Raw genomic sequence first — 26,451 nt, forward strand, 5'->3', positions numbered from 1 at the left:
CCGCTGTGGCAGCTGGAGACGCGCGATGAAAATCAGAAAATCAGATCGGCATTGCTGCGCAATGATGCGCCGCGCAGCGGTGGTCGCGGGGGCGGCGGTGCTGGCGGGCGAGGCCGCGTACGGGGCGTCGACGGACGTGATCGCTCGCTCGATGGTGATGGCCGACGCGTCGCCGGCGCAAACCGGAGATTCAGCGCCGCTGCTGCTCGCGCAGAACGACGACGCGGCGACCGCCGCCACGGCCGCCGACGATGCCGCCTCGGTGTTCGCGCCGGTAGGCTGCGGCGGGCTTGGCGGTCCGGGCTGCGGCCGGCTCGGCGGCGGCAGTGGCAACGGCAGCGGTAGTGGCGGCGCGGCGGGTTCGAGCAATAGCGGGGCTGGCGCAAACGGTAACAGCGGCGCCGGGGCGGCGGGTTCAGGGAGCGGAAGTGGGAGTGGCGGTGCGGGCACGGGCGGTAAGGGAAATAGCGGCGGCGGAAGTAATGGTGGTAGCAGTAGTGGTGGCTGAAATGGTGGGGGTGGCAGTGGAGGCGGTGGAAGCGGTGGAGGCGCAAGCGGTGGAGGCGCAAGCGGCGGTGGCGGTGGCGGTGGCGGTGGCGGTGGCGGTGGCGGTGGCGGTGGAAGTGGAAGTGGAAGTGGAAGCGGAAGCAGCGGCGGCAGCGGGAGCGGCAGCTGCGGTTGCGGAGGCTCAAGCGGTGGCCCGAGTGGTGGTTTCGGCGGCGCGCATGGTGGAGGCTTTGGCGGCGGGTTTGGCGGTGGCTTCGGTGGCGGGTTCGGCGGAGGCTTTGGCGGAGGCTTCGGCGGCGGTCACGGAGCCAAGGGTGGCGGCAGCGGCGGCAGTGGCAACGGTGGCGGGAACGGGCACTAGGCGTCGCCCGTTGCCTTGGGTAGGGAGCCCGCGCCCTACCCGCCGGCGACATGTCCCGGCATACTGTCCGCTATCCGCTGGCAACGGCGGTGGCGTCCCGATCCCCCGGTCGGGCGTCACCGCCGCAGGCCGGCCGGAGCGGCCCGCCCGCCTGCGGCGCGCGCTGACGGAATCGCCTGGAGCGCGCGCGAGCCGCGCCTCGCATCGTCGCGCGAACCGCACCGCGAGCGGCGGGAACACAACCTCCACTGCGTGTGAGTGTTATGGAACCAATCCGAAACGACCGCCTCATATCAAATTCATCGTTCGATATGAGGGCCCACAACATGCATAGAAGTGCCCCCCCCTCCGCGACCCGCACGGCAGCCGCCGTGCTGATGGCTAGCGCCCTGGGCCTCGCATCGCTCGCCAATGCGCAAACACCCGCGCAGCCAATGGCGCAAACCTTGTCGCAAGCGGCGCCACCGGTCGATCCGAGCTTCTCCGCCTACTCGCTCGTACAGAGTTGCAAACAGCGCCACGACAACGTCGCGCAAGGGCAATGCGTCGGCGCGATCCGCGGCATCATCCACGGTTATCAGTACGGCGTGCTGTTCCTCGCGCAACGCACCACCTTCCCCGTCAACGAAACCCAGCGCGTGTCGCTATGCCTGCGCGACGTGCCGGTGTCGTCGATCGTCGACGACTTCCTCGCCGATGCCGCCCAGGTACCGGACGACGCGCTGCAGCACACCCCCGCCGAAGTCGCCGTGCTCGGCTCCGTGCATCAGCACCACCCCTGCACCTGAGCGCCGCGTCAGCGGGCGTCCACAGCGCTTCGGGCCTCGCGCGCCGCCGCTCCGCAACGGACGGCGGCCGCGCCAGCGCTTACAACATCTCCAGCGCACGCTTGCCGCGCGGCGGCTTGAAATACGCGTCGAGCGCGGCGAGTTCGCCCGCTTCCAGCACCAGTTGCGACGCGCGATGGTTGTCGCGCACATGCTCGACCCGCGCCGCCTTCGGAATCGCGCACACATTGGGCTTGCCCAACACCCACGCGAGCGCCACCTGAAACACGGAGACGCCGCGCGCGTCGGCGATGTCGTCGAGCGGCGAGCGTTTCGGCAGCCGCGCATGATCGACCGGGCTGTACGCCATCGCCGGCATGTCGCGCGCGCCGAGCCATGGCAGCAGATCGAACTCCGGCCCGCGCCGCGCCACGTTGTACAGAATCTGGTTGGTCGCGCACGCGTCGCCGCCTGGCGTCGCGACGAGTTCTTCCATGTCGTCGGTATCGAAGTTGCTCACGCCCCAGTGACGGATCTTGCCCGCGCGCCGCAGCGCCTCGAAGCCATCGACGGTGTCCGCGAGCGGCACCGAGCCACGCCAGTGCAGCAGATACAGATCGAGCCGGTCCGTCTTCAGACGCTTCAGGCTCTGCTCGCACGCGGCGATCACGCCGCGTCGGCTAGCGTTGTGCGGATACACCTTGCTGACCAGAAACACCTTGTCGCGCAAACCGGCGAGCGCTTCGCCGAGCAGCGACTCGGTCGCGCCGTCGCCGTACATTTCGGCGGTGTCGATCAGCGTCATGCCGAGTTCGATGCCGCAGCGCAGCGCATCGATTTCCGCCGCGCGCCGTGCCCGCTGCTCGCCCATCTCCCACGTGCCCTGCCCCAGCGCCGGAATGCGCTCGCCGTCCGGCAAGCTCACGCTTGCGATCTCGCTCGTCATGCTGACTCCTTCGAAAGTGGCTCGATCCGGATGCGATGCAATTGCGCGAGACCTCACCGCGCAACGCATGCTACGAAAAACCTGGAGACGAGTTTAGCGGCTCCGCGGCCTCACGACGGCGCGCCAGGCAAAAGCCCGCTATAACGGGGCGCGCCGATGTTTTAAAATTGCCGCTTGCCCATCTTGCGTGAGCCCCATGACCTCTGCCTCGGAAGACCGCTGGCGCGACCTGCGCCCGGACCCGGAAAACGACACGCCGCTCTATCTGCAACTTGCCCGCAAGCTCGGCAGCGCGATCCACGAAAACCGCTGGAACGCCGGTGAAGCGCTCCCCTCGGAGCGGGTGCTGTCGGAGGCGCTCGGCGTATCGCGCATCACGTCGCGTAAGGCGATCGCTCTGCTCGTCGAGCAGGGTTTGATCCGCCGCACCCAAGGCGCGGGCAGCTTCATCACGCCGCGCTATGAAGATCCGTTGTCGCGCCTGTCGAGCTTCAGCGAAATGCTGCGGCGGCGCGGCTTCACGCCGAGTTCGAAGTGGCTGTCGCGCGAAATCTCGCCGGCCAATCGCGATGAAGTGATCCAGTTGGGGCTGTCGCCGGCCGCCGCGGTCACGCGGCTGCGACGACTGAGACTCGCCGACGGCATCGTGATGGCGGTCGAGAATTCCACATTCCCGGCCGCTGTGATTCCCGATCCGCAGGCAATCGGCGACTCGCTGTACACGTATCTGGAGAATCGCGGACTGACGATCGTGCGCGCGTTGCAGCATTTTCGCGCGGTGAACGCGAGTGACGAGATCGCGCAGCAGATGAGCATCGCGCCGAACGAGGCGTTGTTGTTGATCACGCGCGTGGGCTATACCGCGGATCAGCGCGCGATCGAGTTGACGGATACGTACTGCCGCAACGATTACTACGACTTCGTGGCGGAGTTGAGGAAGTAGGCTGCGACTCGGTGAATGGTCGGACGGCCGGGCGCGCCGCGGTTCAAACTCCACCGCGGCGCACGCTACCCTGTTAAGTCCACCGGGCTTCGTGTGCGCCGATGCGCGCCGGCGGCAGCGCATAAAACGCCGGCGTCTGTTCCAGTTCTTCGGCGGGCTGAACGCCGAGCACACACCCAAACTCCGATTGCACGCTCGCGACGCAATCGCGCACATGGTCGAGCGACATTTCCGGCACCTGCGGTCCATCGGCCAGCAACCCGAACGACTGCAGCCAGCGCCCGGTCTGCGCAAGCGACACCTTCACATGCCAGCTGCCACCCTCGCGTGCCCGCCGCGCGAGCGCGACAATCGCGCCGAACGCGGCCAGATAGCCGGTCGCGTGATCGAGCGCCTGACACGGCAGATGCCGCGGCTCGGCCGAACCCGCCGCCGCACGCTCCGTCCACGCGATGCCGCTCGCCGACTGCACCAGACTGTCGAAGCCGCGTCGCTGCGCCCACGGCCCCGTGTACCCGTACGCGCAAACCGACACATAGACGATGCCAGGCCGCAGCCGCGCCAGCTCGTCCGGCCCGAAGCCGCGTGCCGCGAGCGCGCCCGGACGATAGGCTTGGAGGAACACGTCGGCATCGCGCGCGAGTCCGCGCAACGTGTCGCAGCCAGCGGCGTCGCGCAGATCGACGAGCGCCGAACGCTTGCCGCGTCCGTTGTCGATCACGAGCGGCGCGATGTTCGGCAGATGCGGCCCGTTGATCGTCATCACGTCCGCGCCATGATGCGCGAGCGCGCGACCGGCCACCGGTCCCGCGATGATCCGCGACAGATCCAGCACCCGCACGCACGCGAGCGGACGGTCGATGCCGGGCGCGGCGTCGGCATCGGCATGGCGCGGCGGCTCGGCCGGCGCGTCGCCGATGCGCTCGATCTCGAACAGCGGCAAGCGCGCGATCGCTTTGGCCTGCTCGAGCGCGGCCCATTCGTCTGGCGTGCGAATCAAGGCGGCGCATAGGCCCGCGTCGGCGAGCGTTTGATCGAGCGTCGCGCCCTCCCAGCCGCGAATCGCGGCCGCCACCGATTCCCGGCCGTTGTCACAGCCGAGCACGTCGAGCACGCCCTTCAAGTGATGCGCAAAATTCGCGTGCAGCTGGATCCAGCGGCCGTCGCCCGTTTCGTAGAAGCCTGTGACCGGATCGCGCAGCGCGGGCGGTGGCCCATCGTCGATCCGCAGATAGCGTTCGCTGCGAAACGCCGCCAGCGCGCGACGCATCTGCACCGACACCCGTTGCCTGCGTCCGCTGCGCAGGCGCCAGTATTCGGCGGCCGCGAGGCCTGTCGCCGCGATGGTCGACGACGCGAGGCTGCCGACGTGATAGACCGACGGCAAGCCGGGGTCCGCGCCGGCGAGCGACACGGCGTGCAGCGGGACCGGATCGCAGCCGGCGAGGGTCCAGATGTGCTTGAGGGCGAGTTCGGGTGTCATGGGATCGGGCGCGTTGACCGCGGACAGGAAGCAGGTGCACCGAGTCTAAATTTACGCCTTGCTGGAATCAATCTTGATTATGATAATCAATATATATTGATTTCTTCGGTTTTCACGCGCTTTCATGTCAGCCCCGATTTACCTGACCGCCGCCGAAGCGGCCGCGACGCTCGGCGTCAGCCTGCCGACCTTGTACGCGTACGTGAGCCGCGGCATGCTCGGCTCGTCGCCCGATGCGCAAGGCAGACATCGCCTCTACGATGCCGCCGAGGTGCGCCGCCTCGCGCGTCGCAAGGCGGACGGCAAGCGCGCCGGCAAGGTCGCGCAGAAGGTGCTCGACTGGGGCGTGCCGGTGCTCGAATCGTCGATCACGCTGGTCGCGGACGGTCGGCTGCTGTATCGTGGGCACGATGCGATCGAGCTCGCACGCAGTGCGTCACTCGAAGACGTCGCGGCGCTGCTGTGGCAATGCAGCGCGCGGCGCATCGCCGATGCGCCCGCCGTGCCGCTCGCCCCCGCGCAATGGGCGGCGTGGCTCAAGCTGTGGAGTGACAGCACGCCGCTCGATCGCGCGCTCGTGCTGCTGCCGGCCGCCGCCGCGCAGATGCCGCGCGTGTGGGCGCTTGGCCGCGACGCGCAACTCGACACCGCGTGCGCCGTGATGCGGCTGCTGGCCGCCGCGATGCTGCCGGCGGCAACGTCGAACGAACCGCTGCATCGGCAGATCGCGACGGCCTGGCGGGTGCGCAGCCGGCAACAAAGCGGGCTGCTGCGCGCGGCGCTGGTCGCGTGCGCGGATCACGAGCTGAACGCGTCGACGTTCACGGTGCGCTGCATTACATCGACGGGCACGCATTTGTTCGGCGCGGTCGCGGGCGGCCTCGCGGCGCTCTCCGGGCCGCGTCACGGCGGCGAAACCGTGCGCATTGCCGCGCTGCTCGATGAAGCGTCGCGCTCGCCCGATCTGGACCGCTATCTGGCGAACCGGCTCGCGCGGCACGAGCACGGCGCGCAAGGTCCGGTGCTGTCGGGCTTCGGTCATCCGCTCTATCCGGACGGCGATCCGCGCGCGCGGTTGTTGCTGACGATGCTCGCCGACTGCGCGCCGGCCCGCTCGCCGCTCAACGAGGTGCTGCAGCTTGCGCGAGCGGTGCGCGACACGACCGGCGCGGAGCCGACGGTGGATTTCGCGCTTGCGGCGATCGAGCGCGTGCTCGGCTTGCCGACCGGCGCCGCATTCACGCTGTTTGCGCTCGGGCGGGTGGTCGGCTGGATCGCGCACGCGATGGAGCAGACGCGCGATGGCCGGTTGATCCGGCCGCGAGCGCGGTATATCGGGGAGTATGAGGCGGGAGGGGCTGCTTAGGGGCTGCTTAGGGGCTGCTTACGGGCTACGTCCGGCCTGCAAAGCGGCGGCTCGCCGGTTGCCCCGCATCAGACTACGCTCGGCCGACGCGCCAGCCAGGCCGGTATCGGCCAGCCGAGTAGCAGCGTCGGCAGCTTGCGCTGCGAGCCGCTCGCCAGCGCGAAACGCGCCCCTTCCCGCCCCGCGCTGATCCATGCCACCGATCCACGCGCCAACTCGATCGACTGCCCTGCCGCCAGCCAGTGATCTGCATACTCGCCCTCGACGGTCAGCCAGATGTTGCCGCTGATCATCTTGAAAATCGACGGACGCGTAACCCGCCAGGCCGTGACGGGCTCGCCATGTTCCAGTTCGAAAACTCGCACTTCTCGCATCGCCGTTCTCCTCGAAGAACTATCTGTTGTACCGATTATTGGCGTGCGATAATCGGAAACCCATGCACAGCTCCGAACACTTTCATCGGAACTGTTCAGTCAAAAAACCGAACAGTTGGCATGGCTCGCGCGACGCAGGTTAAAAGCTTGTGGGCTCGCCAGCCGGCGACACAAGGCAAGCGTATGAAACTCGAAATCCAGCTCGATCGGGACAACGGCGTACCGCTTACCGAGCAGATCGTCATGGGCGTTTCGGCGTGGATCCGTTCGCGCAATGCGCATCCTGGCTCGAAGCTGCCGTCGATTCGCCAGTTCGCCGCCGACTTCGGCGTAAGCCGCTTTCCGGTGATCGAGGCATACGACCGGCTGGTGTCGCTCGGCTATGTCGACTCGCGCCACGGCTCCGGCTTTTACGTCGCCGATCGCCAGCCGACGGACATGCGCTGTCAGGGCACGTCGGACCCGCGCCGCGCCGATGTCGAATCGGACCATTTGCTCGAACAATTCAACTTTCCGGGCGAGACGCTGAAGCTCAGCACCGGTTTTATTCCCGAAAGCTGGCGCGACATCGACGGCATTGCGCAGGCGATCCGCCATGTGTCGCGAACCGATCCGGCGAGCATGGTCGAGTACGCGACGCCGCTCGGCAATCCCGTCTTGCGCGAGCAGTTGCGCGGCCGCATTGGGCAGTTGGGCATCCAGGCGGACGCGTCGCAGATTCTGATCACCAATGGCGCGAGCCAGGCGTTCGATCTGCTGGTGCGCTACATGCTGAAGCCTGGCGACACGATCTTTGTCGAGGACCCCGGTTACTACAACCTGTACGGCCTGTTGCGACTGCACGGCATGAAGCTGATCGGCATTCCGCGCACCGGCAGCGGTCCCGACCTCGACGTGATGCAGGCGCAACTGAAGCTGCACCGGCCTAGACTGCTGCTCATCAACACCGTGTTCCACAATCCGACCGGCACCACGGTCGCACCGCAGGTCGCGTTCCGTTTGCTGCAAATGGCGCGTGAGCATGGCTTCCATATTGTCGAAGACGACATCTACGCGGATTTTCAGACCGACCTCACCGATCGCCTCGCGACACTCGACCAACTCGAACAGGTGATCTACATCGGCGGATTGTCGAAGACGCTGTCGTCGTCGCTACGGATCGGCTGCGTGGTTGCGAATCACGCGATCATCAAGGATCTGGTCGATATCAAGATGCTGACGAGCATCGGCGGCTCGCGGTTTGCCGAAGCGGTGGCGGTGTCGATGCTGGAACGCGGCGCGTATCGCAAGTATCTGGAGCGACTGCGCCGCCAGATGCGCGGCGCGCTCGGCTCGACCGTCCAGACACTCGAAGATGCCGGCTGGGAGATTTTCGAAGAACCGGCGGGCGGCAAGTTCGTGTGGGCGCGCGTGCCTCATGTCGCGGACGCCGAGCGACTCGTTGAATGCGGTGTGCCGCTCGGTGTGACGGTGCTGCCTGGACAACACTTCAGGCCGAACCGGGAGCCGAGCCCGTGGATCAGGATTCATGTAGCGTTTGGCAACGATCCACGGGCGCAGGCGTTTTTTCATGCGGCGGCGCAGTTGCCGGCTGATGCGTGAACATCGCGCACAGCGCCGCCGCGACGCAGCGCTGGCACCTGCGCAAGACTGCGCCGCTCGCTGCGCCGGGACCCGCTTTTCCCTAAAATAGCGAGTCCCAGCCCGACCGAGCGCGCCCAGCCGCTTCATATGTCCACGACGCCGACTCCGCCCGCCCTCGCTCCCGACATCCCCTCTGGCCCTTCGCCCCGCGCACTGACGGTGATGCTGTGGCTGGTCGCCACCGGCTTTTTCATGCAGACGCTCGATTCGACGATCGTCAACACCGCGCTCCCCGCGATGGCGACGAGCCTCGGCGAGCTGCCGCTGCGCATGCAATCGGTGGTGATCGCCTACTCGCTGACGATGGCGGTGATGATCCCCGTATCTGGCTGGCTCGCCGACAAACTCGGCACGCGGCGCGTGTTCTTCAGTGCGATCCTCGTGTTCGCGGTGGGCTCGCTGCTGTGCGCGAACGCGCACACGCTGAATCAACTGGTGCTCTTCCGCATTCTGCAAGGCGTGGGCGGCGCGATGCTGCTGCCGGTTGGGCGGCTCGCGGTGCTGCGTACCTTTCCGGCGGAGCGCTATCTGCCGGCGTTGTCGTTCGTGGCGATCCCAGGCCTGATCGGACCGTTGATCGGCCCGACGCTCGGTGGCTGGCTCGTCAAAATCGCGTCGTGGCACTGGATCTTTCTGATCAACGTGCCGGTGGGCATCGTGGGCTGCATTGCCACGTTTATCTTCATGCCGGATAGCCGCAATGAACACACGGGCAAATTCGACCTCGGCGGCTACCTGCTGCTGGTGGTGGGCATGGTGGCAATTTCGTTCGCGCTCGACGGCCGCACCGAGTTCGGCATCCAACATGCGACGGTGCTGGTGCTGCTGATTCTGAGCATGGCGTGCTTCGTTGCCTATGGTCTGCACGCGGTGCGCGAGCCCGCGCCGATTTTTCCGCTCGATCTGTTCAAAATCCACACGTTTAGCGTCGGACTGCTCGGCAATCTGTTCGCGCGGATCGGCAGCGGCTCGATGCCCTACCTGATTCCTTTGCTGTTGCAGGTGAGCCTCGGCTATAGCGCATTCGAAGCCGGGCTGATGATGCTGCCCGTGGCAGCCGCGGGTATGGCAACGAAGCGTCTCGTGACGACGCTGATTCTGAGGTACAGCTACCGGCGCGTGCTGATGGCGAACACGATTCTGGTCGGCCTGATGATGGCGAGCTTCGCGCTTACGAGCACGAATCAGCCGCTGTGGCTGCGGCTCGTGCAACTGGCGATCTTCGGCGGCGTAAACTCGATGCAGTTCACCGCGATGAACACGTTGACGCTGAAGGACCTCGGCACCGGCGGCGCCAGCAGCGGCAATAGCCTGTTTTCGCTCGTGCAGATGCTTTCGATGAGTCTCGGCGTGACCGTGGCCGGTGCGTTGCTGACGACCTTTACCGGCATCATGCAGCGCGTGACTGCCGCAAATTCGCTGCCCGCGTTTCATGCGACGTTCCTGTGTGTCGGCATCATTACCGCATGTTCGTCGTGGATCTTTGCGCAGCTGTCGCCGGAGATCCGCACGCCGGCGAAAAAGACCGATCCGTCGGAGCGCACCTGAAATCCGCGCGGGCCGGGACGACGCATCCTCGCGCGCTTCAAACGGATTTCCTGGCACCGCTCCATGCGGCCCCGCACGCCGCATCCCTGAACAGCGTCACCGATCCGCAACAGGGCGCGTCCCGCACCAGTGAAGTGCGTGTCATCGCCTTCGTACCGGAGCGGGCGCACGATGTTTGGCTCGGAGCATTGCTGGTGGGCGCTCGAGCTTTGTCGGTACACGCGCATAGTTCTTGCTCGACTATCCTGTAAACTCTTAGTCTGCGCGTGCAAACTCCTGCCGAGCCCTGCAAGCGCCGCCATTTCCACACGACCGACATGATGAGCATGATCGAACTCGATCCTCCCGGCTTCCAGCCACCACGCCCGATGGCCGGCGACGAAGGCTCGCGCCGTACCGTTCTGTATGGCGGCTACACCGTTTTCAGCGTGTTTCAACCGGTCTTCTCGGTATCGCACCGGCGCGCGATCGGGTATCACGCGTCGCTGCGCGTGCACGACGAGCATGAGCAGCAAGTGCCGTCGCACGAAGTCTTTACGCAGGCCGCGCGACGCGGCGACCTGCTGGAACTCGGGCGGCTGGCCGAATCGCTGCACCTCGGCAACTTCAACGCGTTCGACAGCCACGACGAATGGCTCTTCCTCAGCCTGCATCCGGCCGCACTGATGGACACCAGCTACGGCGACGCGCTGCTTGCCAGCCTGAAGACGCTCGGTCTGCCGCCGCAACGCGTGGTGCTCGAAGTATCCGAACAGGCCGGCGGCGAAACCACGCGCTTCGCCGAAATCGTCGATTCGCTGCGCAAGTCCGGTTTTCTGATCGCGCTCGACGGCTTTGGCGCCAAGCATTCGAACATCGACCGCGTGTGGAATCTGCGGCCGGACATCGTGACGCTCGACCGCTGCATCCTCGCGCAAGCGAGTGAACACTCGCACATCGAGCGTGTCTTGCCGGGCCTCGTCTCTCTGTTGCACGAGTCCGGGCAACTGGTACTGATGGGCGGTCTGAGCACCGAGCGTGACGCGCTGATCGCGCTCGAATGCAACGTAGATTTCGTCCAGGGCGCATTTTTCGCAGGCCCGAGCGTCGAACCCGTCAAGCCACAAGTTGCCGCTGGCCTGATGGATTCGCTCTCCGCCTCGCTGCGCGAACGCGTTGCCGCTCGAGAGAAACCGCAATCCGCGCGGCTCGCACCGTATGTCACCGCGCTCGAGGCCGCCGCAGCGCAGCTGATTGCCGGGGAATCGATCGCGCAGGCGACCGCACCTCTGCTCGCGCTCGGAGAAACGGCACGCTGCTTTGTCCTGGACGGTTCGGGCCGGCAGATCGGCGACAACGTGCTGCCACCGGGCCGCACATCGCAACGTGCAAAGCGCTTCAGCCCGCTGCTGCACTCCGAAGGCGCCAGTTGGGAGCGCCGCCCGTACTTCATTCAGGCGATGCGTCAACCGGGGCGGGTTCATCTAACGCCGCCGTATCTGTCGATCAACGAAGCGCATCTGTGCGTCACGGCCTCGATTGCCGCGCATAACTCGCATGGTACGCAGGTGCTATGCGTCGACATCAACTGGGAAGTCGCGGCTCACCGCAACTGACACGCCCCGAGGGCCCTTGATGCGGGCAAGCAGTTCCCTGACCGCGTCACGGCCCAGCATTCGGTTGGCCGCCCGCAAATGCGCGGCGCTGGTCACGATGCGCAGTGAGACGATTCTCGCCGAAAGGTCCGTTGCGCCATCCGTCACCACGTCGATTAGCCCGACGATGTCGCCGTCGCAGAACAGTGCGATACACACCGCGCCCGCCATCGACACCACCTCGGTATAGCTCGCCTGTTGCGCGAGCGATGTAACCACAGCGATCCACTTCTGACCTGAACCGGGTTCGGGGGCGCCCTGCGCTTCGGCTCCAGGTGTCGGCCCTTGTGCGCGAAGGGCCAGGTTGGCCGTGGGGATTGGAGTGGGTGTAGCGTACAGAGGTACGTCGCTGATCAGTTGCGGCGCGTCGTTGAAAAGCTGCAGCAAGCCCGCCCGGTCTTGCGCTTCGAGCGCCGCGCGCAATCGCTCGACGATGCGCCCGTGCGCCGCTGGATCGGGCCGCTCCAATGGCGCGCCCGCCCGTTTCAGACGCTCCTTGGCGCGATGAACCATTTGCCGGCAAGCGGCCGGTGTGCGCTCGAGAATCGACGCGATTTCCGCATAACCGCATTCGAACGCTTCATGCAGGACGAACGCCGCGCGTTCGTCTGGCTTGAGATGTTCGAGCAGCAACATCACGCCATATGACATATCGGCCGCGCGCAATGCCAACTCCTCCGCCGACGGTGCGACCTCGTCGAGCCACGGCTCCGGCAACCAGCCGCTAGCCTGCGACGCGCGCTCGCGCTGCGCGTGCCGCAGACGGTCGATCGCCGCGCGCGTGGTGAGCGTGGTAAGCCACGCGACCGGCGTTTGCACCGCCTGCGTATCGGCAAGATGCCATTTGAGCCAGACGTCCTGCACCACGTCTTCGGCCTCCGCACGACTGCCAAGCATCCGATATGCGAGCGCCAGCAGACGGGCGCGCGCGGCCTCGAAACTGGATGCCTTGTCGATTCCCTGTTCCGTCATGCGTAGACCTCCCGATATTGCGTCGTGAAAAAGCGGCTGTACACCCAGTGGCATGGCTCAGGCGCGCGTCGTGTTCGGTATTCCTGAGCTTGACGCGTGGGCAACGGTTGATGTGACAGCTCGGCGCAAAAAAATTTCTGTCACAACGCCGGTCGCTGCTTCGTCAAATGAGCAACAACCCGCGCATGTCACGCGGCTTCTGATCCGAGGCGGGCTGCGCATCCCCGAATGCCCGTGCTATCCATCCTGAACGAGGAATCCATGCCTTCCAGTTACCCGTCTGTCTCCGCCCTGGGCCTCGTGCCCACGGTGATCGAACAATCCGGCCGGGGCGAGCGCGCCTATGACATCTACTCCCGCCTGCTGCGCGAGCGCATCGTGTTTCTTGTCGGGCCCGTGAACGAGCAGTCAGCCAGTCTGATCGTCGCACAATTGCTGTTTCTCGAATCGGAGAACCCCGACAAGGATATTTCTTTTTACATCAACTCGCCCGGCGGCTCGGTGTATGACGGCCTCGCGATTTACGACACCATGCAGTTCATCAAGCCGGAGGTCTCGACCTTGTGCACGGGCTTTGCCGCGAGCATGGGCACCTTTCTGCTCACCGCGGGTCAACGCGGCAAACGGTATGCGCTACCGAATGCGCGCATCATGATTCACCAGCCGTCCGGCGGTGGTCAGGGCACCGCGGCGGACATCGAAATTCAGGCGAAGGAGGTGCTGTATGTGCGAGCGCGTCTGAATGCGATGATGGCCGAACGCACCGGACGCAGCATCGAAGATATCGCGCGCGATACCGACCGCGACAACTTCATGTCGGCGCTCGAAGCGAGGGAATACGGATTGATCGACGACGTGCTGGAAGCTCGCGCGACGTGGAACAACGCAGGTCGTCGCGACACTCTGTAACGGCACTGACATGGAGCCGCTCGCTGGGCGGCCGGACAAACCGCTTGCTGCAAATTCCCATCCAACTATCGGTGCGAGCGCACCACAAAAGCTGCTCACCTTCGCTGGAATCGCTATCATGTCGCGATTCGTCTACTTCGACGACCGCTTCAATGGAGATACACATGGCGTCATCCAACGAAAACGTCAGCATGGCGCTGTTCTGCGACTTCGAGAACGTCGCGCTTGGCGTGCGCGACGCGAAATACGACAAGTTCGATATCAAGCTTGTACTCGAGCGCCTGCTGCTGAAGGGCAGCATCGTCGTCAAGAAGGCGTATTGCGACTGGGATCGCTACAAGAGTTTCAAAGGGGCCATGCATGAGGCCAATTTCGAGTTGATCGAAATTCCGCACGTGCGCCAATCGGGCAAAAATTCCGCCGACATTCGGCTCGTCGTCGATGCGCTCGATCTCTGTTATACGAAATCGCACGTCAATACGTTCGTCATCATCAGTGGTGATTCCGATTTTTCGCCGCTCGTGTCGAAACTGCGCGAGAACGCCAAACAGGTCATCGGCGTCGGTGTGCAGCAGTCCACGTCGGATTTGCTGATTGCGAACTGCGACGAGTTCTTCTTTTACGACGATCTCGTACGCGAAAGTCAGCGCGCAGTCGCGAGGCGCGAATCGTCGCGCCAGCAGCAGAGCGCGCAGCAGGCAGCCAAACGTGCGGCTGATGAAGAGAAAGCCCCGCCGAAGGAAGATCTGGAGAAGCGTCGCAGCAAGGCTGTTGAAATTGCGGTGCAGACGTTCGACGCACTCGCTTCCGAACGTGGCGACAGCGGCAAGATCTGGGCGTCCGTGCTGAAGAACGCGATCAAACGGCGCAAACCGGATTTCAACGAAACGTATTACGGGTTTCGCGCTTTCGGCAATCTGCTGGAAGAAGCGCAGGCGCGCGGGCTACTCGAATTCGGCCGCGATGAAAAGTCAGGCGCGTACGTTTATCGAAGCACGGCCGTGAACGTCGCGAGTGAAGCGGCCAGTGAAAATATCGGCGAAACCGCGGCGGAGTCTGCTGAAACGGGGTCGGCTGAGTCGGCGTCGGCCGAACAGGCGGCCGAACATTCGTATCAAGCGCAGGCCGCGCAAGCGGCCGCGTCCGAGTCGGGCGGTAAGCATAAGTCGCGTCGTAAGGAGCGCGGCAACCGCAAGGCGGCCCGGGGTCAGGAGGCTGTGCACGGCAAGCGGGGGCACCACGAAACGGCTGATGAAGAACCTGCGGCTGGCGCTCCGGCTCTCACCGAACAGGCGGAGCCCGCCGAGTCTGCCCCGCGGCAGGAGCCGCGTGAACGCGCGCCGCTCCAAGACGAGTTCGTCACTGAACCGATAGGTGAAAACAGCGAAGCTCGCGCTGTAACAGCGGCAGCGGATACAGCCGCCGAACAAGTCGTCTTCGGTCAAGAAATCGAGCAAACCCTCGACAGCGACCACCCCGCACAGCGTGAAAGCGTCAAAAAGCGCGCTTCGCGCAAAACGGCCGCGAAGAAAGTGAAAAAAAGTACACCGCGCACGATCGAGGAAGTCCCTGAGATCGCGGCGCCGGCCGAGGCCGCTGCTCCGGCAGTCAACTCGGAAGAAGGACCTGAGGCCACCAGGAAGGTCACCCGTAAAACGGCGTCTCGCAGCCGTCGTCCGCGCAAAGCGGCGTCGACGGACAGCACGGAGTAAACAGCGGCACGGATTCGACGGTCGTCGCTACAAGCTACCGGCCGACAATGCAAGACAAGCAAGCCGGCCGGCCCCCCACTATCACCGTTCAGTAGGCCGGATAAGGCGCATACATGACGGGCGGAGGCGGTGCGTAGTAGTAAGGACGGGGCGCAACATACACCGGCTGCGTCGAATAGTAAGGCTGCGGCTGAGCGATCGTCTCGCCCTTCGAGGTCATGCACTGGGCGTAGGCGGTGTCATAGCGTGCCTGCAAGCCGGCCGCCGAGTACTGGGCGCCGTTCGCGCCGTTCGCGCCGCCGATCAGCAGACCGCTGCCCGCCCCGATCGCCGCACCCGCGCCGGCGTTGCCCGCCGCGGCGCCGAGCAGCGCGCCAACCGCCGCGCCGCCGAGCGTGCCGAGTGCCGCGCTGTTCACGCTGTTCGTGGTGGCTGCCTGCGCAGCGCCGGACGGATTCGTCGTTTGATTCGCGTAGTCGCGGCACTCGTAGTCGTTCTGCTGGAACTGGCTGAGCGGCTCGCCGCTGCGCGGCATCGCGGCTATGCTCGGGCCGCTCGGGGGCGCCACTGCGCAACCGCCTAACGCGAGCGCGATGACTGCGGCGGGAATCGCCAGGCTGATCGTTTTATTGCTGGAAATCATGGTGGTGCACTTCAGAGGATTGGAATTCAAACGTTAGGCTAATCGCGAAATTCCGTGGTTACGGCTTAGTTACAGAAAGTTTTTGCACGGCCGCCGAGCCTCGCCCCGGCTGCGCATCGTCGCGGCGTTGGGTAGGTTATATCGACAGGGACCGCCGCCCACACTAGTGTCAAACGGTCCCCGCCGCCCAAGCCAATCGACCGCGCGGAGGCCGCCTCAATCAACCGGTTCATTCTCGCCGCCGCAGCGGCTCGCATTGCCTGCGGCGCGCCCGCCCCCGCCAGCCCGGCGAAGTCGACGGGCGGCCGTCGAGGTCCACTTAGCGCCCCGCGAAACCGCGGTTACCAACTGTGACAAACTTCTTTCAGAAGCGATCCCTACCGTTCCAATCCGCCGCAGAAAAAGAAAAAGCCCTCGCGATGGAGGGCCTTCGTCTCTAGCTACCATCTTCAATCGCGACCGCAAGGATCACGACATCAGACGACGAGCTGCAACCGGCAATCTCAAGCGAAGTTCTTCGCTGCGAAGTCCCAGTTGACGATGTTCCAGTACGCTTCGACGAACTTCGGACGCGCATTGCGATAGTCGATGTAGTAAGCGTGCTCCCAAACGTCGATCGTCAGCAGCGCCTTGGCGTCGGTGGTGAGCGGCGTGGCGGCGTTGCTCGTCGACACGAGGTCGAGCGAACCATCGGCCTTCTTCACGAGCCATGCCCAGCCCGAGCCGAACGTGCCGACCGCGGTCTTCGCAAACTCTTCCTTGAACTTGTCGAACGAACCCCACTTCGCGTTGATCGCGTCAGCGAGCGCGCCGGTCGGTGCACCGCCACCTTGCGGCGAAAGGCTGTTCCAGAAGAACGTGTGATTCCACACCTGAGCCGAATTGTTGAAGATACCGCCCGACGACTTCTTGACGATCTCTTCCAGCGACAGGTTCTCGAACTCCGTGCCCTTGATCAGATTGTTCAGGTTGGTCACATAGGTCTGGTGATGCTTGCCATAGTGAAACTCGAGCGTCTCTTCCGACATGTGCGGAGCGAGCGCGTTTTTCGCAAACGGCAGCGGCGGGAGCGTATGTTCCATGGTGCTTTCCTTCTCTATATCTGTTGTGGGGAGTCTGCGGATGACGCTATCGAGCACTCGATTGTAGGCGAGTTGGAATAACCCCGCAAACGACCGGCCTTTATGTCCGGCATGTCGAACACGCCGTGCGCAAGGCCCTTCGGAAGGGCGCGCATGGCGCGTGCCCGGGTCGTCGGCAGGCAGGACATGACAGGAGATAGGCGCCACGCGCCCACCCGGCAAAACGTCAGAAGCCGTCAGTCAGACGTGCTTGCACGTCGGCGAGCGCGACGTCGGCCGAGCCTTCGGCGAGATGCATCGTCAAACGACGTCCGGGTTTCAGCGACGACGGCGTGCGAATCGCCCGACCGCTTTGCGCATCGAGCACGGCCGCATAGCCGCGCTCGAGCGTGCGCTGCGGACTCAGCACTTCGAGTCGCGCGCCGAGCATGTCGATGCGCGCGACCTGACGTTCATGCTGGCGCGACAGCGCTGCATTCAGGCGTTGCGCCAGCGTGTGGATGCGCGTGCGCTCGGCCGCGAGATCCGGCCGCCAGCGTTGCCAGCGCATCTGCAAGAGCGAGAATCGGGCTCGGGCGTCGCGCACCGGCCGCGCGCCCGCTGACGCGAGCCGCACGCGCAGTTGCTGCAAATGCGTGCGCTGCCGCGCGAGCCGCTCGGCTGGCGACACGAGCCGGCGCGTCAGCCAGTCGAGCTGCTGCGCGCGCCGCTCCATCATGCGGCCGAACCCGCGCGCGAGCGTCGCGTGCCGATGATCGAGTTCGCGCAGCAGCATGACGCGCTGCGGACTCACGAGTTCGGCGGCCCCGGTCGGCGTCGGCGCACGTACGTCGGCGGCGAAATCGGCAATCGTGAAATCGGTCTCGTGGCCGACGCCGCTCACCACGGGTATCACGCTTTCGGCAATCGCGCGCGCGAGCACTTCTTCGTTGAACGCCCACAGATCTTCGATCGAGCCGCCGCCGCGACACACGATCAGCACGTCGACCTCGCGGCGCGCGCCAGCCGTCTCGACCATCGCCGCCAGCTTCGCGCTGACACCCGCGCCCTGCACCGGCGCCGGATAAACGATCACCGGAATATGCGGCGCGCGGCGCGAGAGCGTCGTCAGCACGTCGCGCAATGCGGCCGCCTGCAACGACGTGACAATACCGATCGCGCGCGGATGCGTCGGCAGCGCGCGTTTGCGCTCGGCGGCGAACAACCCTTCGGCTTCGAGCTGCGCCTTCAACCGCAGAAACGCTTCATACAGACGCCCCTGACCGGTACGGCGCACCGCTTCGACATTCAGTTGCAATTCACCGCGCGGTTCGTACATCGTCACGAGGGCGCGCACTTCGATGCGATCGCCTTCGCGCGGCATGAATTCGGCGTACTGCGCGCGACCACGGAACATCACACAGCGCATCTGCGCCTGCGCGTCCTTGATCGAGAAATACCAGTGACCACTCGCGGCGCGCGTGAAGTTCGACACTTCGCCCGCAACCCAAACGAGTGGAAACGAGCGTTCGAGCATCGTGCCGATCGCGCGATTGAGCGCGGAGACGGGAACGACGACCTCACCGCCTGGTGTGGCCGCCGAAGCAAAAGGATTTTCGGGGTTCATGCGAGGAATAAATAGCGCTGGCCGGACAGACGATAGACCGAGCGACGAGCGGCGTCCAGCCGGAATCGCAGGATTGTTAAAAGTGTCCACATGGCGGGAACCGCCTGACGAATTCCGCCAGAACGCCCGCCAACGCCAATAGATTCCTGGCAGACCCTTGATTTATATGGCGTTTGCATCTCAATAGAGAGCGAGCACTTCGATCCAAAGCGCACGGAATGGCCCTCCCGGACGATCGGATGGTAGGTTCTCCACAAAGTTATCCACAGACTGTGGGCGACCGCACATAGCATGGACCGGCGTCCATCAAGCCCTGCGCGACTTGCCGGCCGGGACGCTCGCGCGCTAGAGTTGCGGGTTCGACGGCATGCCGATCGCGCGGTGCGCCGGGGAGCTGGCCGGCCTGAGGCCGATAAGCACGAGCCCTTTCGCCGCGCGGTTTGCACCTCATTTTTCGACCGTATTCGCATTCGATTGCCCGGAGAACCGCGTTGATGTTGACCCCGCGTAGTGCGCACGGCATGCAGTCCTTGCCCGCAACCCGCCCATGAGCGAACTCAGCGACCGTCTCGCAGCGCGCCTCGCGCGCGAATGGCAGCAACGCGGCCCGCTCGCCTGGGCGCTGACGCCGCTCGCCTGCGTGTTCGGCGCGGTCGCGGCCGCGCGCCGCGCCGCGTTTTCGCAAGGCTGGCTGAAGTCGGTGCGCGTCGGCGTGCCGGTGGTGGTGGTCGGCAACGTGACGGTGGGGGGCACCGGCAAGACGCCGACCGTCATAGCGCTCGTCGAAGCGTTGCGCACCGCGGGCTTCACGCCTGGCATCGTGTCGCGCGGCTACGGCGCGCGCGTGAGCACGCCGACCCAGGTCACGCCCGGTTCGTCGGCGCGCGTCGGCGGAGATGAGCCGTTGCTGATCGCGCGCCGCACCGGCGCACCCGTATGGGTCTGTCCGGATCGCGTCGCCGCCGCGCAGGCGCTCTGCGCCGCCCATCGCGACGTCGACGTGATCGTCAGCGACGACGGCTTGCAGCACTATCGCCTCGCGCGCGACGTCGAACTCGTCGTGTTCGATCACCGGCTCGGCGGCAACGGCTTCCTGCTGCCGGCCGGGCCACTGCGCGAGCCGTTGTCGCGCCGCCGGGACGCGACGCTGATCAATGATCCGTACGCGCGCACCCTGCCCGCGTGGCCGAACACGTTCGCACTGCAGCTCGCGCCCGCCGACGCGTGGCATCTCGACAATCCCGCGCTGCGCCGCCCGCTCGCGCAATTCGCCGGTCAACGCGTACTGGCCGCGGCCGGCATCGGCGCGCCGGAACGCTTTTTCGCGACAGTGCGCGCGGCCGGCATCACGCCCACGACGCGCGCACTGCCCGACCACTACGCGTTCGAGCGCAATCCGTTCACCGACGTCGACGCCGACGCGATCCTGACTACCGAAAAGGATGCGGTAAAATTGGGGGCCTGGCACGACGCGCGCATCTGGGTAGTCCCGGTCGAAGCCGCGCTTGATCACCGCCTCACTGCATTAGTTGTGGAGAAAGTCCGTGGACGCTCGCCTGCTTGAAATCCTCGTTTGCCCGATCTGCAAGGGCCCGCTCAGCTACGACCGCGCCGCGCAGGAACTGATCTGCAACGCGGACAAGCTCGCCTATCCGATCCGCGACGGCATTCCCGTGATGCTCGTCGATGAAGCGCGGCAGACCGTCGAAGGCACGCCGGTCGATCTGAATCCCGGCTCGGTCGCCTGACCCGGCGCGGCGCTGCACCGCGGCGCCGTGACGTCTCGCTCGCTCGCGGGTCACCGGGCAAAGCTTCGTCAACGCCAATGCCCGCCCGTATGTGCTCCACGATCGATCCGTAGCCGTTTCTGCCGCTCCGGCTTATGTCCGACTCTGCGTGCGCATCGCGCGCGCAGCCCCTTCCTCCGGCCTGATTGCCGCCCGTTCCCGATCCGATGATCCACACCACCCCTCATCCGTTTATCGCTGTCGTGCCGGCCCGTCTGGCGTCGACGCGTCTGCCCAACAAGCCGCTCGCGGACATCGGCGGCAAACCGATGGTCGTGCGCGTCGCGGAGCGCGCGCGCGAATCGGGCGCGCAGCAGGTGCTGGTCGCGTCGGACGCGCAGGAAGTGCTCGACGCGGCGCACGACCACGGCTTCGACGCAGTACTCACGCGCGCCGACCATCCGTCGGGCACCGACCGCCTCGCGGAAGTGGCGACGCGCTTCGGCTGGAGCGACGACACGATCATCGTCAACGTGCAGGGCGACGAGCCGCTGATCGACCCGGCGCTGGTGCGCGGCGTCGCCGCGCATCTGGCAACGACGGACGACTGCGCGATCGCGACGGCCGCCCATCCGATCACCGATCCCGCCGAAATTTTCAATCCGAACGTCGTCAAGGTCGTGCCCGATGCGCGCGGCGTCGCCCTGTATTTCTCGCGCGCGCCGATCCCGTGGGCGCGCGACGCATGGCAGCCGCACTGGCCCAACGTCGCGTCGATGCCGGCGCCGCCCGCGCCCGCCGCCGTATACCGGCACATTGGCCTGTACGCGTACCGCGCGAAATTTCTGCGCACGTACCCGAGCCTCGCGATCTCGCCGATCGAGCAGGTCGAAGCGCTCGAACAGCTGCGCGCGATGTGGCATGGCGAGCGCATCGCGGTACTGGTCACGCATGAGGTGCCGTTGCCGGGCGTCGATACCCCCGCCGATCTCGCGCGCGTACGGGCTTTATTCGGGTCTTGAGCGCGGGAAGCCGTGGCATAATCGAACGGTTATGCGCACCTCCCAGCGTAGGCGACACTCGGGTTATCCCGGTCGCGCTGTGCGGATCTTGCAGCGCCGTCGTCCCGACGTGCAGCGCGAGCTAGCCAACGGTAGCCGATGCGGAACCTGCGAGAATCGCCGGGAAGCCTGCTGCGCAAACAAAGAATTCACATAGATCTGGAGATATCCATGCGTTTGATCCTGTTGGGTGCACCGGGTGCTGGCAAAGGCACTCAGGCCAACTTCATCAAGGAAAAGTTCGGCATCCCGCAAATTTCGACCGGCGACATGCTGCGCGCGGCCGTCAAGGCTGGTACGCCGCTCGGCCTCGAAGCAAAGCGCTTCATGGATGCCGGCGAGCTCGTCACGGATGAGCTGATCATCAACCTCGTGAAGGAACGTCTGCAACAGCCGGACTGCGCGAACGGCTACCTGTTCGACGGCTTCCCGCGCACGATTCCGCAAGCCGAAGCAATGAAGCAGGCCGGTGTCGCGATCGACTACGTGCTCGAGATCGACGTGCCGTTCGACGAGATCATCGTGCGCATGAGCGGCCGCCGCTCGCACCCTGCGTCGGGCCGCACGTATCACGTGACGTTCAACCCGCCGAAGGTCGAGGGCATCGACGACGTGACGGGCGAGCCGCTGATCCAGCGCGACGACGACAAGGAAGAAACGGTCAAGAAGCGTCTGGAAGTGTACGAATCGCAAACCAAGCCGCTGATCGAGTACTACAACAGCTGGGCGAAGAACGGCGATGCGTCGAGCTCGGTGAAAGCGCCCCAATATCGCCGCATTTCGGGCCTCGGCAGCGTCGATGAAATTCGCGCCCGTGCGTTCGACGCGCTGAAGTAAGCTGGATTGATCTAAAATTTCCGCTGTTTGCGTTCGACCGAAACCCGCCCACATTGGGCGGGTTTTTTATTGGCTCAGCGCGCTAACCGCAACGGCAAGCGCTGTGCACGGAACGTCCAGCAGAACCGGTTGGTCTTGCATAGCGCTCGCATGTCCGCCGCCTCCGTCGCTTTCCGCAGCGCAGCACAGCCGCTACAATCGATCGTCGAAAAACGCTTCGATCCAGAATGCACTGAACAACCGTAGCGAAGGAGAAGACATGGAAATTCGTGACAACGTGTTCCTGATCACCGGCGGTGCATCAGGGCTCGGCGCTGCCACCGCGCGCCTGCTGGTCGAGCACGGCGGCAAGGTCGTGCTCGCCGACCTGAATCTGGACGCAGGCGAGGCGCTCGCCAAGGAACTCGGCGGCGTATTCGTCAAATGCGACGTGAGCCGCGAAGAGGACGCGCAACGAGCCGTCGAAGCCGCGACGAAGCTCGGCACGCTGCGCGGACTCGTCAACTGCGCGGGCGTCGCGCCGGCCGCGAAGACCGTCGGCAAGGATGGCCCTCATTCGCTCGATCTGTTCACGCGCACGATCTCGATCAACTTGATCGGCACGTTCAACATGATCCGGCTCGCCGCCGTGCAGATGTCGAAGAACGAGCCGAACGTCAGTGGCGAACGCGGCGTGATCATCAACACCGCATCGGTCGCCGCGTTCGACGGCCAGATCGGCCAGGCGGCCTACTCCGCGTCGAAAGGCGGCGTGGTCGGCATGACGCTGCCGATCGCGCGCGACCTGTCGCGCAACGCGATCCGCGTGATGACGATCGCTCCCGGCATCTTCGAAACGCCGATGCTGCTCGGCATGCCGCAGGAAGTGCAGGACGCACTCGGCGCGATGGTGCCGTTCCCCCCGCGCCTCGGCAAACCGGCCGAATACGCGATGCTCGCCAAGCAGATCTTCGACAATCCGATGCTGAACGGCGAGGTGATCCGGCTGGACGGCGCGATCCGTATGCAGCCGAAGTGAGGCGCGTGGCGATAAAAAAACGCCTGTACATGTGCGACATGTGCAGGCGTTTGCTTTTTATGCAGCGCGAAAGCGCGGCGCTATTCGCCGCCGTCGTGCCGCGTGCGCTGCCGCAATTCATGCAGTTGCGATTCGACCACGGTGGCATCTTCCGCATCGGGGCGATCCCCAAGGTAGCTTTCGAGGTCCTCGAGCGCGGGCCGCAGATAATCGAGCCGCGCATACGCGAAACCGCGATCACGCACTTCCTCGATATTGTCCGGCAGCAGAATGACGAGCCGCTGCTGCACGGCGAGCAGACGTTGCCAACGCTCGGTTTGCAGATAGATCGCCTTCAGGTTGCGCAGCATCCGCGCGACGATCTCGCGACGCGTGGCCGGTTGCAGCAGCATGCGCAACGCGCGGCCGACCGAATCGCCAGCCGACGCGACGTACGGTTCGAGCATCTCGACCATCTGCGCTTCGGACAGCGAATGACCGGTGGTCGGATCGAGCATCACGTCGCCGTCGGGCGTCGTCACGCGCAGCAGGAAGTGGCCCGGAAACGACACCCCGCGCACCGGAACGCCGAATTGCTCGGCCATCTCCAGATAGAGCACCGCGAGTGAAATCGGAATCCCGCGGCGACGTTTGAGTACGACGTTCAGATGACTGTTGTCGGGGTCGTAGTAATCGTTCAGATTGCTCGCGAAACCGAGTTCACGGAAAAAGAACCGATTGAGGATGCCAACCTTCTGACGGATGTCGGCATCGTCTGGCATGCGGCGGCGCAGCCGCAGCACCAGCTCGTCGATCTCGGCGAGCACCGACTGCAGATCGAGGTCGGGATAGGCGTCCTGCGCGAGCGAGAGCGCCGTCTCGGTCAGCGGCAGGCTCTCGTCTTCGGCGACGAGCGTACTGAAATAATCGAGAACCCGCGACATGGTGATCACTTCACTCGCCTTTTGAAATACGCGTACTTGAAGCCCATCAGCCAAAGCATACCGAAATATAGCGCGGCGAACAGTACGAGACACGCACCGAGCAACACCATGCGGCTAACCGGCTGGGTATGCATGCCGACCCAGTCGAAGCTGATTGCAAGCCAGCGCATCACGCCGGCGAGCACTAAGCACGCACCGAGCAACTGCACGAAAAACTTGAGCCAGCCGCTCGACGGCGTATAAATGCCGCGTTTGCGCAGACCGATGAACAGAAGCAACGCATTCACGCAAGCGCCGAGCCCGACGCTCAGCGTGAGGCCCGCGTGCGCGAACACCGGCACGAACGCGTAGTTGCACAGCTGCGTGACGACCAGCACGCCGATGCCGATCTTCACCGGCGTCTTGATGTCCTGCTTCGCGTAGAAGCCCGGCGCAAGGATCTTGATCAGGATCAGGCCGATCAGGCCAACGCCGTACGCGGCGAGCGCGCGGCTCACCATCACGACCGCGGTGCCGTCGAACTTGCCGTAGTTGAACAGCACCGCCGTCAGCGGCTGGGCGAAAAAGAACAGCGCGATCGCGCTTGGTGCGGCGAGCAGGAACGTGACGCGCAGTCCCCAGTCGAGCAGCGACGAATACTCGTGCGAATCGGCATCGACATGCGCCTTCGACAGGCTCGGAAGCAGGATCGTGCCCAGCGCGACGCCGAGCAGCGCAGTCGGAAACTCCATCAGCCGGTCGGCGTAGTTGATCCACGACACCGCGCCGGGGCCGATGTGCGATGCAATGTTGGTGTTGATGATCAGGCTGATCTGCGCGACCGAGACCGCGAACATCGCCGGCACCATCTTCGCGAGGACCCGCTTTACGCCGCGATGCGCGAGCGCGTGCAGCGGGTTCAGGCCGATGCGCGGCACCATGTCGATCTTCTTGAGGCCCGGCAGCTGCACCGCGAATTGCAGCACGCCACCGATGATCACCGCCCACGCGAGCGCATAGACCGGCGTTTGCAGGCGCGGCGCGAGAAACAGCGCAGAGACGATGAACGAAACGTTCAACAGCACGGGCGCGAATGCGGGCAACGAAAAGTTCCGGTACGTATTCAGCACGCCCGACGCCAGCGACGTCAGCGAAATGAAAATGATGTACGGGAACATGATGCGCGTCATCGTGACCGCGAGCTGGTATGCATGGCCCTCGCGCGCAAGGCCCGACGCGACGACGAACACGACGCCCGACGCGCCGACCACGCCGATCACCGACAGCACGGCGAGCGCCCACGCGAGCACGGTCGAGGTCGCGTCGACGAGCGCCTTGGTGGCGTCGTGGCCTTGCTGGTTCTTGAACTCGGCGAGGATCGGCACGAAGGCCTGCGAGAACGCGCCTTCGGCGGAAATGCGGCGCAGCAGGTTCGGAATGCGAAAGGCGACGTAGAAAGCGTCGGTGTATTGACTGGCGCCGAACGCACGGGCGATCAGCGTTTCACGGGCCAGTCCGGTCACGCGCGACAGCAGCGTGAAGCCGCTGACCGTCAGCAGGGCTCGGAATAGATTCATGGGGCGCTTATTATACGGGTCCCGCTAATGCGGGCGACGAGCCGGGACGCGATTCGGACCGATTTGCTGCGCGGACGTTCGCCGCAATCGGCTGAAAAGTGCGATTTTTGTCTTTTCAGCGGCTTTCCGTGCTGTGCCAGCACGTCAGCGTCATCATGACGCCGCTCCCCTTACTGTGACGCGGTCGCGCGTTTCCCGTTGTCACGTGCCTGATTTTGTTGCTATAATCATCGGTTTCGAAGCTTGCTCAGTTTTCGCACGGTCTTCGGACGGGATTCTCAGGTTGGCGCAGCGCCGCCTGTCAATACATCCGAAGCCTTGAAACACGGGCCCGCCTTCGCGTAGTTCGATCGATTTTTTCGACACTTTTGCGCCCTTGGGCAATCGCTTCCAAGGGTTCGGATCGAGAAGCAGCACCTCGCCTCATCGTTGAAGGTCGGGTACTGGAAACAGGAACAGGATAAGGAACCGTCATGGCTAACTCCGCACAAGCACGCAAGCGCGCCCGCCAGGCCGCGAAGGCAAACTCGCACAACTCGGCACTGCGCTCGAAGTTCCGCACGGCTATCAAGGCTGTCCGCAAGGCAATCGACGCAGGCGACCAGGCCAAGGCCGCCGAAATCTTCAAGGCATCGTCGAAGACCATCGACATCATCGCCGACAAGAACATCATTCACAAGAACAAGGCAGCTCGCCACAAGAGCCGCCTCGCTGCAGCCATCAAGGGTCTGCAAGCGCCCGCAGCGCAGTAATTCCGGTCGGCCCGCTTCGGTGGGCTACCTCCTGTTTCCGCTGCACAAGAAGCCCGCTTTGGCGGGCTTTTTTGTTTTGG

General features: G+C 64.9%; 24 protein-coding genes. 15 read left to right on the forward strand and 9 right to left on the reverse strand.

Going from position 1 to position 26,451, the window contains the following annotated elements; all coding sequences use genetic code 11:
- Positions 1–25 precede the first annotated feature (25 nt).
- On the forward strand, positions 26–508 hold the full coding sequence (locus ACLFKU_RS06210; protein ID WP_410848525.1) for a hypothetical protein: 483 nt from the start codon (positions 26–28) through the stop codon (positions 506–508).
- 686 nt (positions 509–1,194) lie between these two features.
- The gene (locus ACLFKU_RS06215; protein WP_410848526.1) at positions 1,195–1,656 is read left to right on the forward strand and encodes a Rap1a/Tai family immunity protein; all 462 of its coding nucleotides are present in this window, start codon (positions 1,195–1,197) and stop codon (positions 1,654–1,656) included.
- Between the two features lie 79 nt (positions 1,657–1,735).
- On the opposite strand, the gene ACLFKU_RS06220 is transcribed toward ACLFKU_RS06215, so the two are convergent.
- The gene (locus tag ACLFKU_RS06220; RefSeq protein ID WP_410848527.1) at positions 1,736–2,581 is read right to left on the reverse strand and encodes an aldo/keto reductase; all 846 of its coding nucleotides are present in this window, start codon (positions 2,579–2,581) and stop codon (positions 1,736–1,738) included.
- A 196-nt stretch (positions 2,582–2,777) separates the two neighbouring features.
- Here ACLFKU_RS06220 and ACLFKU_RS06225 point away from each other — a divergent pair, with 196 nt between their 5' ends.
- Positions 2,778–3,524, forward strand: coding sequence for a GntR family transcriptional regulator (locus ACLFKU_RS06225; RefSeq protein ID WP_013090333.1), 747 nt, complete (start codon positions 2,778–2,780; stop codon positions 3,522–3,524).
- 73 nt (positions 3,525–3,597) lie between these two features.
- Here the strand turns inward: ACLFKU_RS06225 and ACLFKU_RS06230 are convergent, their stop codons facing one another.
- Positions 3,598–5,007: a CoA transferase gene (locus ACLFKU_RS06230; RefSeq protein WP_410848528.1), complete on the reverse strand. Its 1,410-nt coding sequence runs from the start codon at positions 5,005–5,007 to the stop codon at positions 3,598–3,600.
- A 124-nt stretch (positions 5,008–5,131) separates the two neighbouring features.
- Between ACLFKU_RS06230 and ACLFKU_RS06235 the strand changes: the two genes are divergently transcribed.
- Complete coding sequence (locus ACLFKU_RS06235; protein ID WP_368584765.1) at positions 5,132–6,373, forward strand: citrate/2-methylcitrate synthase; 1,242 nt, start codon at positions 5,132–5,134, stop codon at positions 6,371–6,373.
- Positions 6,374–6,441: 68 nt separating this feature from the next.
- On the opposite strand, the gene ACLFKU_RS06240 is transcribed toward ACLFKU_RS06235, so the two are convergent.
- A complete protein-coding gene (locus ACLFKU_RS06240; protein WP_368584764.1) occupies positions 6,442–6,747 on the reverse strand; it encodes a DUF2917 domain-containing protein in 306 nt (101 codons plus the stop codon).
- A 183-nt stretch (positions 6,748–6,930) separates the two neighbouring features.
- Here ACLFKU_RS06240 and ACLFKU_RS06245 point away from each other — a divergent pair, with 183 nt between their 5' ends.
- The 3 genes from ACLFKU_RS06245 to ACLFKU_RS06255 all read left to right on the forward strand — a co-directional run bounded on the left by ACLFKU_RS06245 (position 6,931) and on the right by ACLFKU_RS06255 (position 11,534).
- The gene (locus tag ACLFKU_RS06245; RefSeq protein WP_410848529.1) at positions 6,931–8,349 is read left to right on the forward strand and encodes a PLP-dependent aminotransferase family protein; all 1,419 of its coding nucleotides are present in this window, start codon (positions 6,931–6,933) and stop codon (positions 8,347–8,349) included.
- A 129-nt stretch (positions 8,350–8,478) separates the two neighbouring features.
- Positions 8,479–9,939, forward strand: coding sequence for a multidrug transporter subunit MdtD (mdtD, locus tag ACLFKU_RS06250; protein WP_410842483.1), 1,461 nt, complete (start codon positions 8,479–8,481; stop codon positions 9,937–9,939).
- Positions 9,940–10,259: 320 nt separating this feature from the next.
- Positions 10,260–11,534 (forward strand): EAL domain-containing protein, encoded by a 1,275-nt coding sequence (locus ACLFKU_RS06255; protein WP_410848530.1) that lies wholly within the window; start codon positions 10,260–10,262, stop codon positions 11,532–11,534.
- Here the strand turns inward: ACLFKU_RS06255 and ACLFKU_RS06260 are convergent.
- The gene (locus ACLFKU_RS06260; RefSeq protein ID WP_410848531.1) at positions 11,490–12,545 is read right to left on the reverse strand and encodes a sigma-70 family RNA polymerase sigma factor; all 1,056 of its coding nucleotides are present in this window, start codon (positions 12,543–12,545) and stop codon (positions 11,490–11,492) included. The two genes, ACLFKU_RS06255 and ACLFKU_RS06260, sit on opposite strands and share 45 nt — an antisense overlap.
- 261 nt (positions 12,546–12,806) lie before the next feature.
- On the opposite strand from ACLFKU_RS06260, the gene clpP reads away from it, so the two are divergent.
- Both clpP and ACLFKU_RS06270 read left to right on the forward strand, forming a co-directional pair.
- Positions 12,807–13,454: an ATP-dependent Clp endopeptidase proteolytic subunit ClpP gene (gene clpP, locus ACLFKU_RS06265; protein ID WP_176105216.1), complete on the forward strand. Its 648-nt coding sequence runs from the start codon at positions 12,807–12,809 to the stop codon at positions 13,452–13,454.
- Positions 13,455–13,618: 164 nt separating this feature from the next.
- Positions 13,619–15,166 carry an NYN domain-containing protein gene (locus ACLFKU_RS06270; protein WP_410848667.1) on the forward strand — a complete coding sequence of 516 codons (1,548 nt, stop codon included), beginning with the start codon at positions 13,619–13,621 and terminating at the stop codon, positions 15,164–15,166.
- 88 nt (positions 15,167–15,254) lie between these two features.
- On the opposite strand, the gene ACLFKU_RS06275 is transcribed toward ACLFKU_RS06270, so the two are convergent.
- The 3 genes from ACLFKU_RS06275 to xseA all read right to left on the reverse strand — a co-directional run bounded on the left by ACLFKU_RS06275 (position 15,255) and on the right by xseA (position 18,497).
- Positions 15,255–15,809 (reverse strand): glycine zipper family protein, encoded by a 555-nt coding sequence (locus tag ACLFKU_RS06275; RefSeq protein WP_368584761.1) that lies wholly within the window; start codon positions 15,807–15,809, stop codon positions 15,255–15,257.
- Between the two features lie 503 nt (positions 15,810–16,312).
- Positions 16,313–16,891, reverse strand: coding sequence for a superoxide dismutase [Fe] (sodB, locus tag ACLFKU_RS06280; protein ID WP_013090345.1), 579 nt, complete (start codon positions 16,889–16,891; stop codon positions 16,313–16,315).
- A 226-nt stretch (positions 16,892–17,117) separates the two neighbouring features.
- Positions 17,118–18,497 carry an exodeoxyribonuclease VII large subunit gene (gene xseA, locus ACLFKU_RS06285; protein ID WP_410848532.1) on the reverse strand — a complete coding sequence of 460 codons (1,380 nt, stop codon included), beginning with the start codon at positions 18,495–18,497 and terminating at the stop codon, positions 17,118–17,120.
- A 547-nt stretch (positions 18,498–19,044) separates the two neighbouring features.
- On the opposite strand from xseA, the gene lpxK reads away from it, so the two are divergent.
- The 5 genes from lpxK to ACLFKU_RS06310 all read left to right on the forward strand — a co-directional run bounded on the left by lpxK (position 19,045) and on the right by ACLFKU_RS06310 (position 23,140).
- On the forward strand, positions 19,045–20,061 hold the full coding sequence (lpxK, locus tag ACLFKU_RS06290; RefSeq protein ID WP_410848533.1) for a tetraacyldisaccharide 4'-kinase: 1,017 nt from the start codon (positions 19,045–19,047) through the stop codon (positions 20,059–20,061).
- Positions 20,042–20,245, forward strand: coding sequence for a Trm112 family protein (locus tag ACLFKU_RS06295; RefSeq protein ID WP_007180583.1), 204 nt, complete (start codon positions 20,042–20,044; stop codon positions 20,243–20,245). The genes lpxK and ACLFKU_RS06295 overlap by 20 nt, the downstream gene beginning before the upstream one ends.
- A 206-nt stretch (positions 20,246–20,451) precedes the next feature.
- A complete protein-coding gene (kdsB, locus tag ACLFKU_RS06300) occupies positions 20,452–21,246 on the forward strand; it encodes a 3-deoxy-manno-octulosonate cytidylyltransferase (protein ID WP_368584758.1) in 795 nt (264 codons plus the stop codon).
- 210 nt (positions 21,247–21,456) lie between these two features.
- Positions 21,457–22,122: an adenylate kinase gene (gene adk, locus ACLFKU_RS06305; protein ID WP_176121699.1), complete on the forward strand. Its 666-nt coding sequence runs from the start codon at positions 21,457–21,459 to the stop codon at positions 22,120–22,122.
- 259 nt (positions 22,123–22,381) lie between these two features.
- Positions 22,382–23,140 carry a 3-hydroxyacyl-CoA dehydrogenase gene (locus ACLFKU_RS06310; protein WP_368584757.1) on the forward strand — a complete coding sequence of 253 codons (759 nt, stop codon included), beginning with the start codon at positions 22,382–22,384 and terminating at the stop codon, positions 23,138–23,140.
- 80 nt (positions 23,141–23,220) lie between these two features.
- Here ACLFKU_RS06310 and ACLFKU_RS06315 read toward each other — a convergent pair whose 3' ends face one another.
- Both ACLFKU_RS06315 and murJ read right to left on the reverse strand, forming a co-directional pair.
- Positions 23,221–24,063 carry a SirB1 family protein gene (locus ACLFKU_RS06315; protein ID WP_176110260.1) on the reverse strand — a complete coding sequence of 281 codons (843 nt, stop codon included), beginning with the start codon at positions 24,061–24,063 and terminating at the stop codon, positions 23,221–23,223.
- A 5-nt stretch (positions 24,064–24,068) separates the two neighbouring features.
- The gene (gene murJ, locus ACLFKU_RS06320) at positions 24,069–25,619 is read right to left on the reverse strand and encodes a murein biosynthesis integral membrane protein MurJ (RefSeq protein WP_368584756.1); all 1,551 of its coding nucleotides are present in this window, start codon (positions 25,617–25,619) and stop codon (positions 24,069–24,071) included.
- 473 nt (positions 25,620–26,092) lie between these two features.
- Between murJ and rpsT the strand changes: the two genes are divergently transcribed.
- Positions 26,093–26,371 (forward strand): 30S ribosomal protein S20, encoded by a 279-nt coding sequence (gene rpsT, locus ACLFKU_RS06325; protein ID WP_013090353.1) that lies wholly within the window; start codon positions 26,093–26,095, stop codon positions 26,369–26,371.
- Positions 26,372–26,451 lie beyond the last annotated feature (80 nt).

The organism is Paraburkholderia sp. EG304 (genome assembly GCF_046543485.1).
In the GTDB taxonomy this organism is placed as follows: domain Bacteria; phylum Pseudomonadota; class Gammaproteobacteria; order Burkholderiales; family Burkholderiaceae; genus Paraburkholderia; species Paraburkholderia youngii.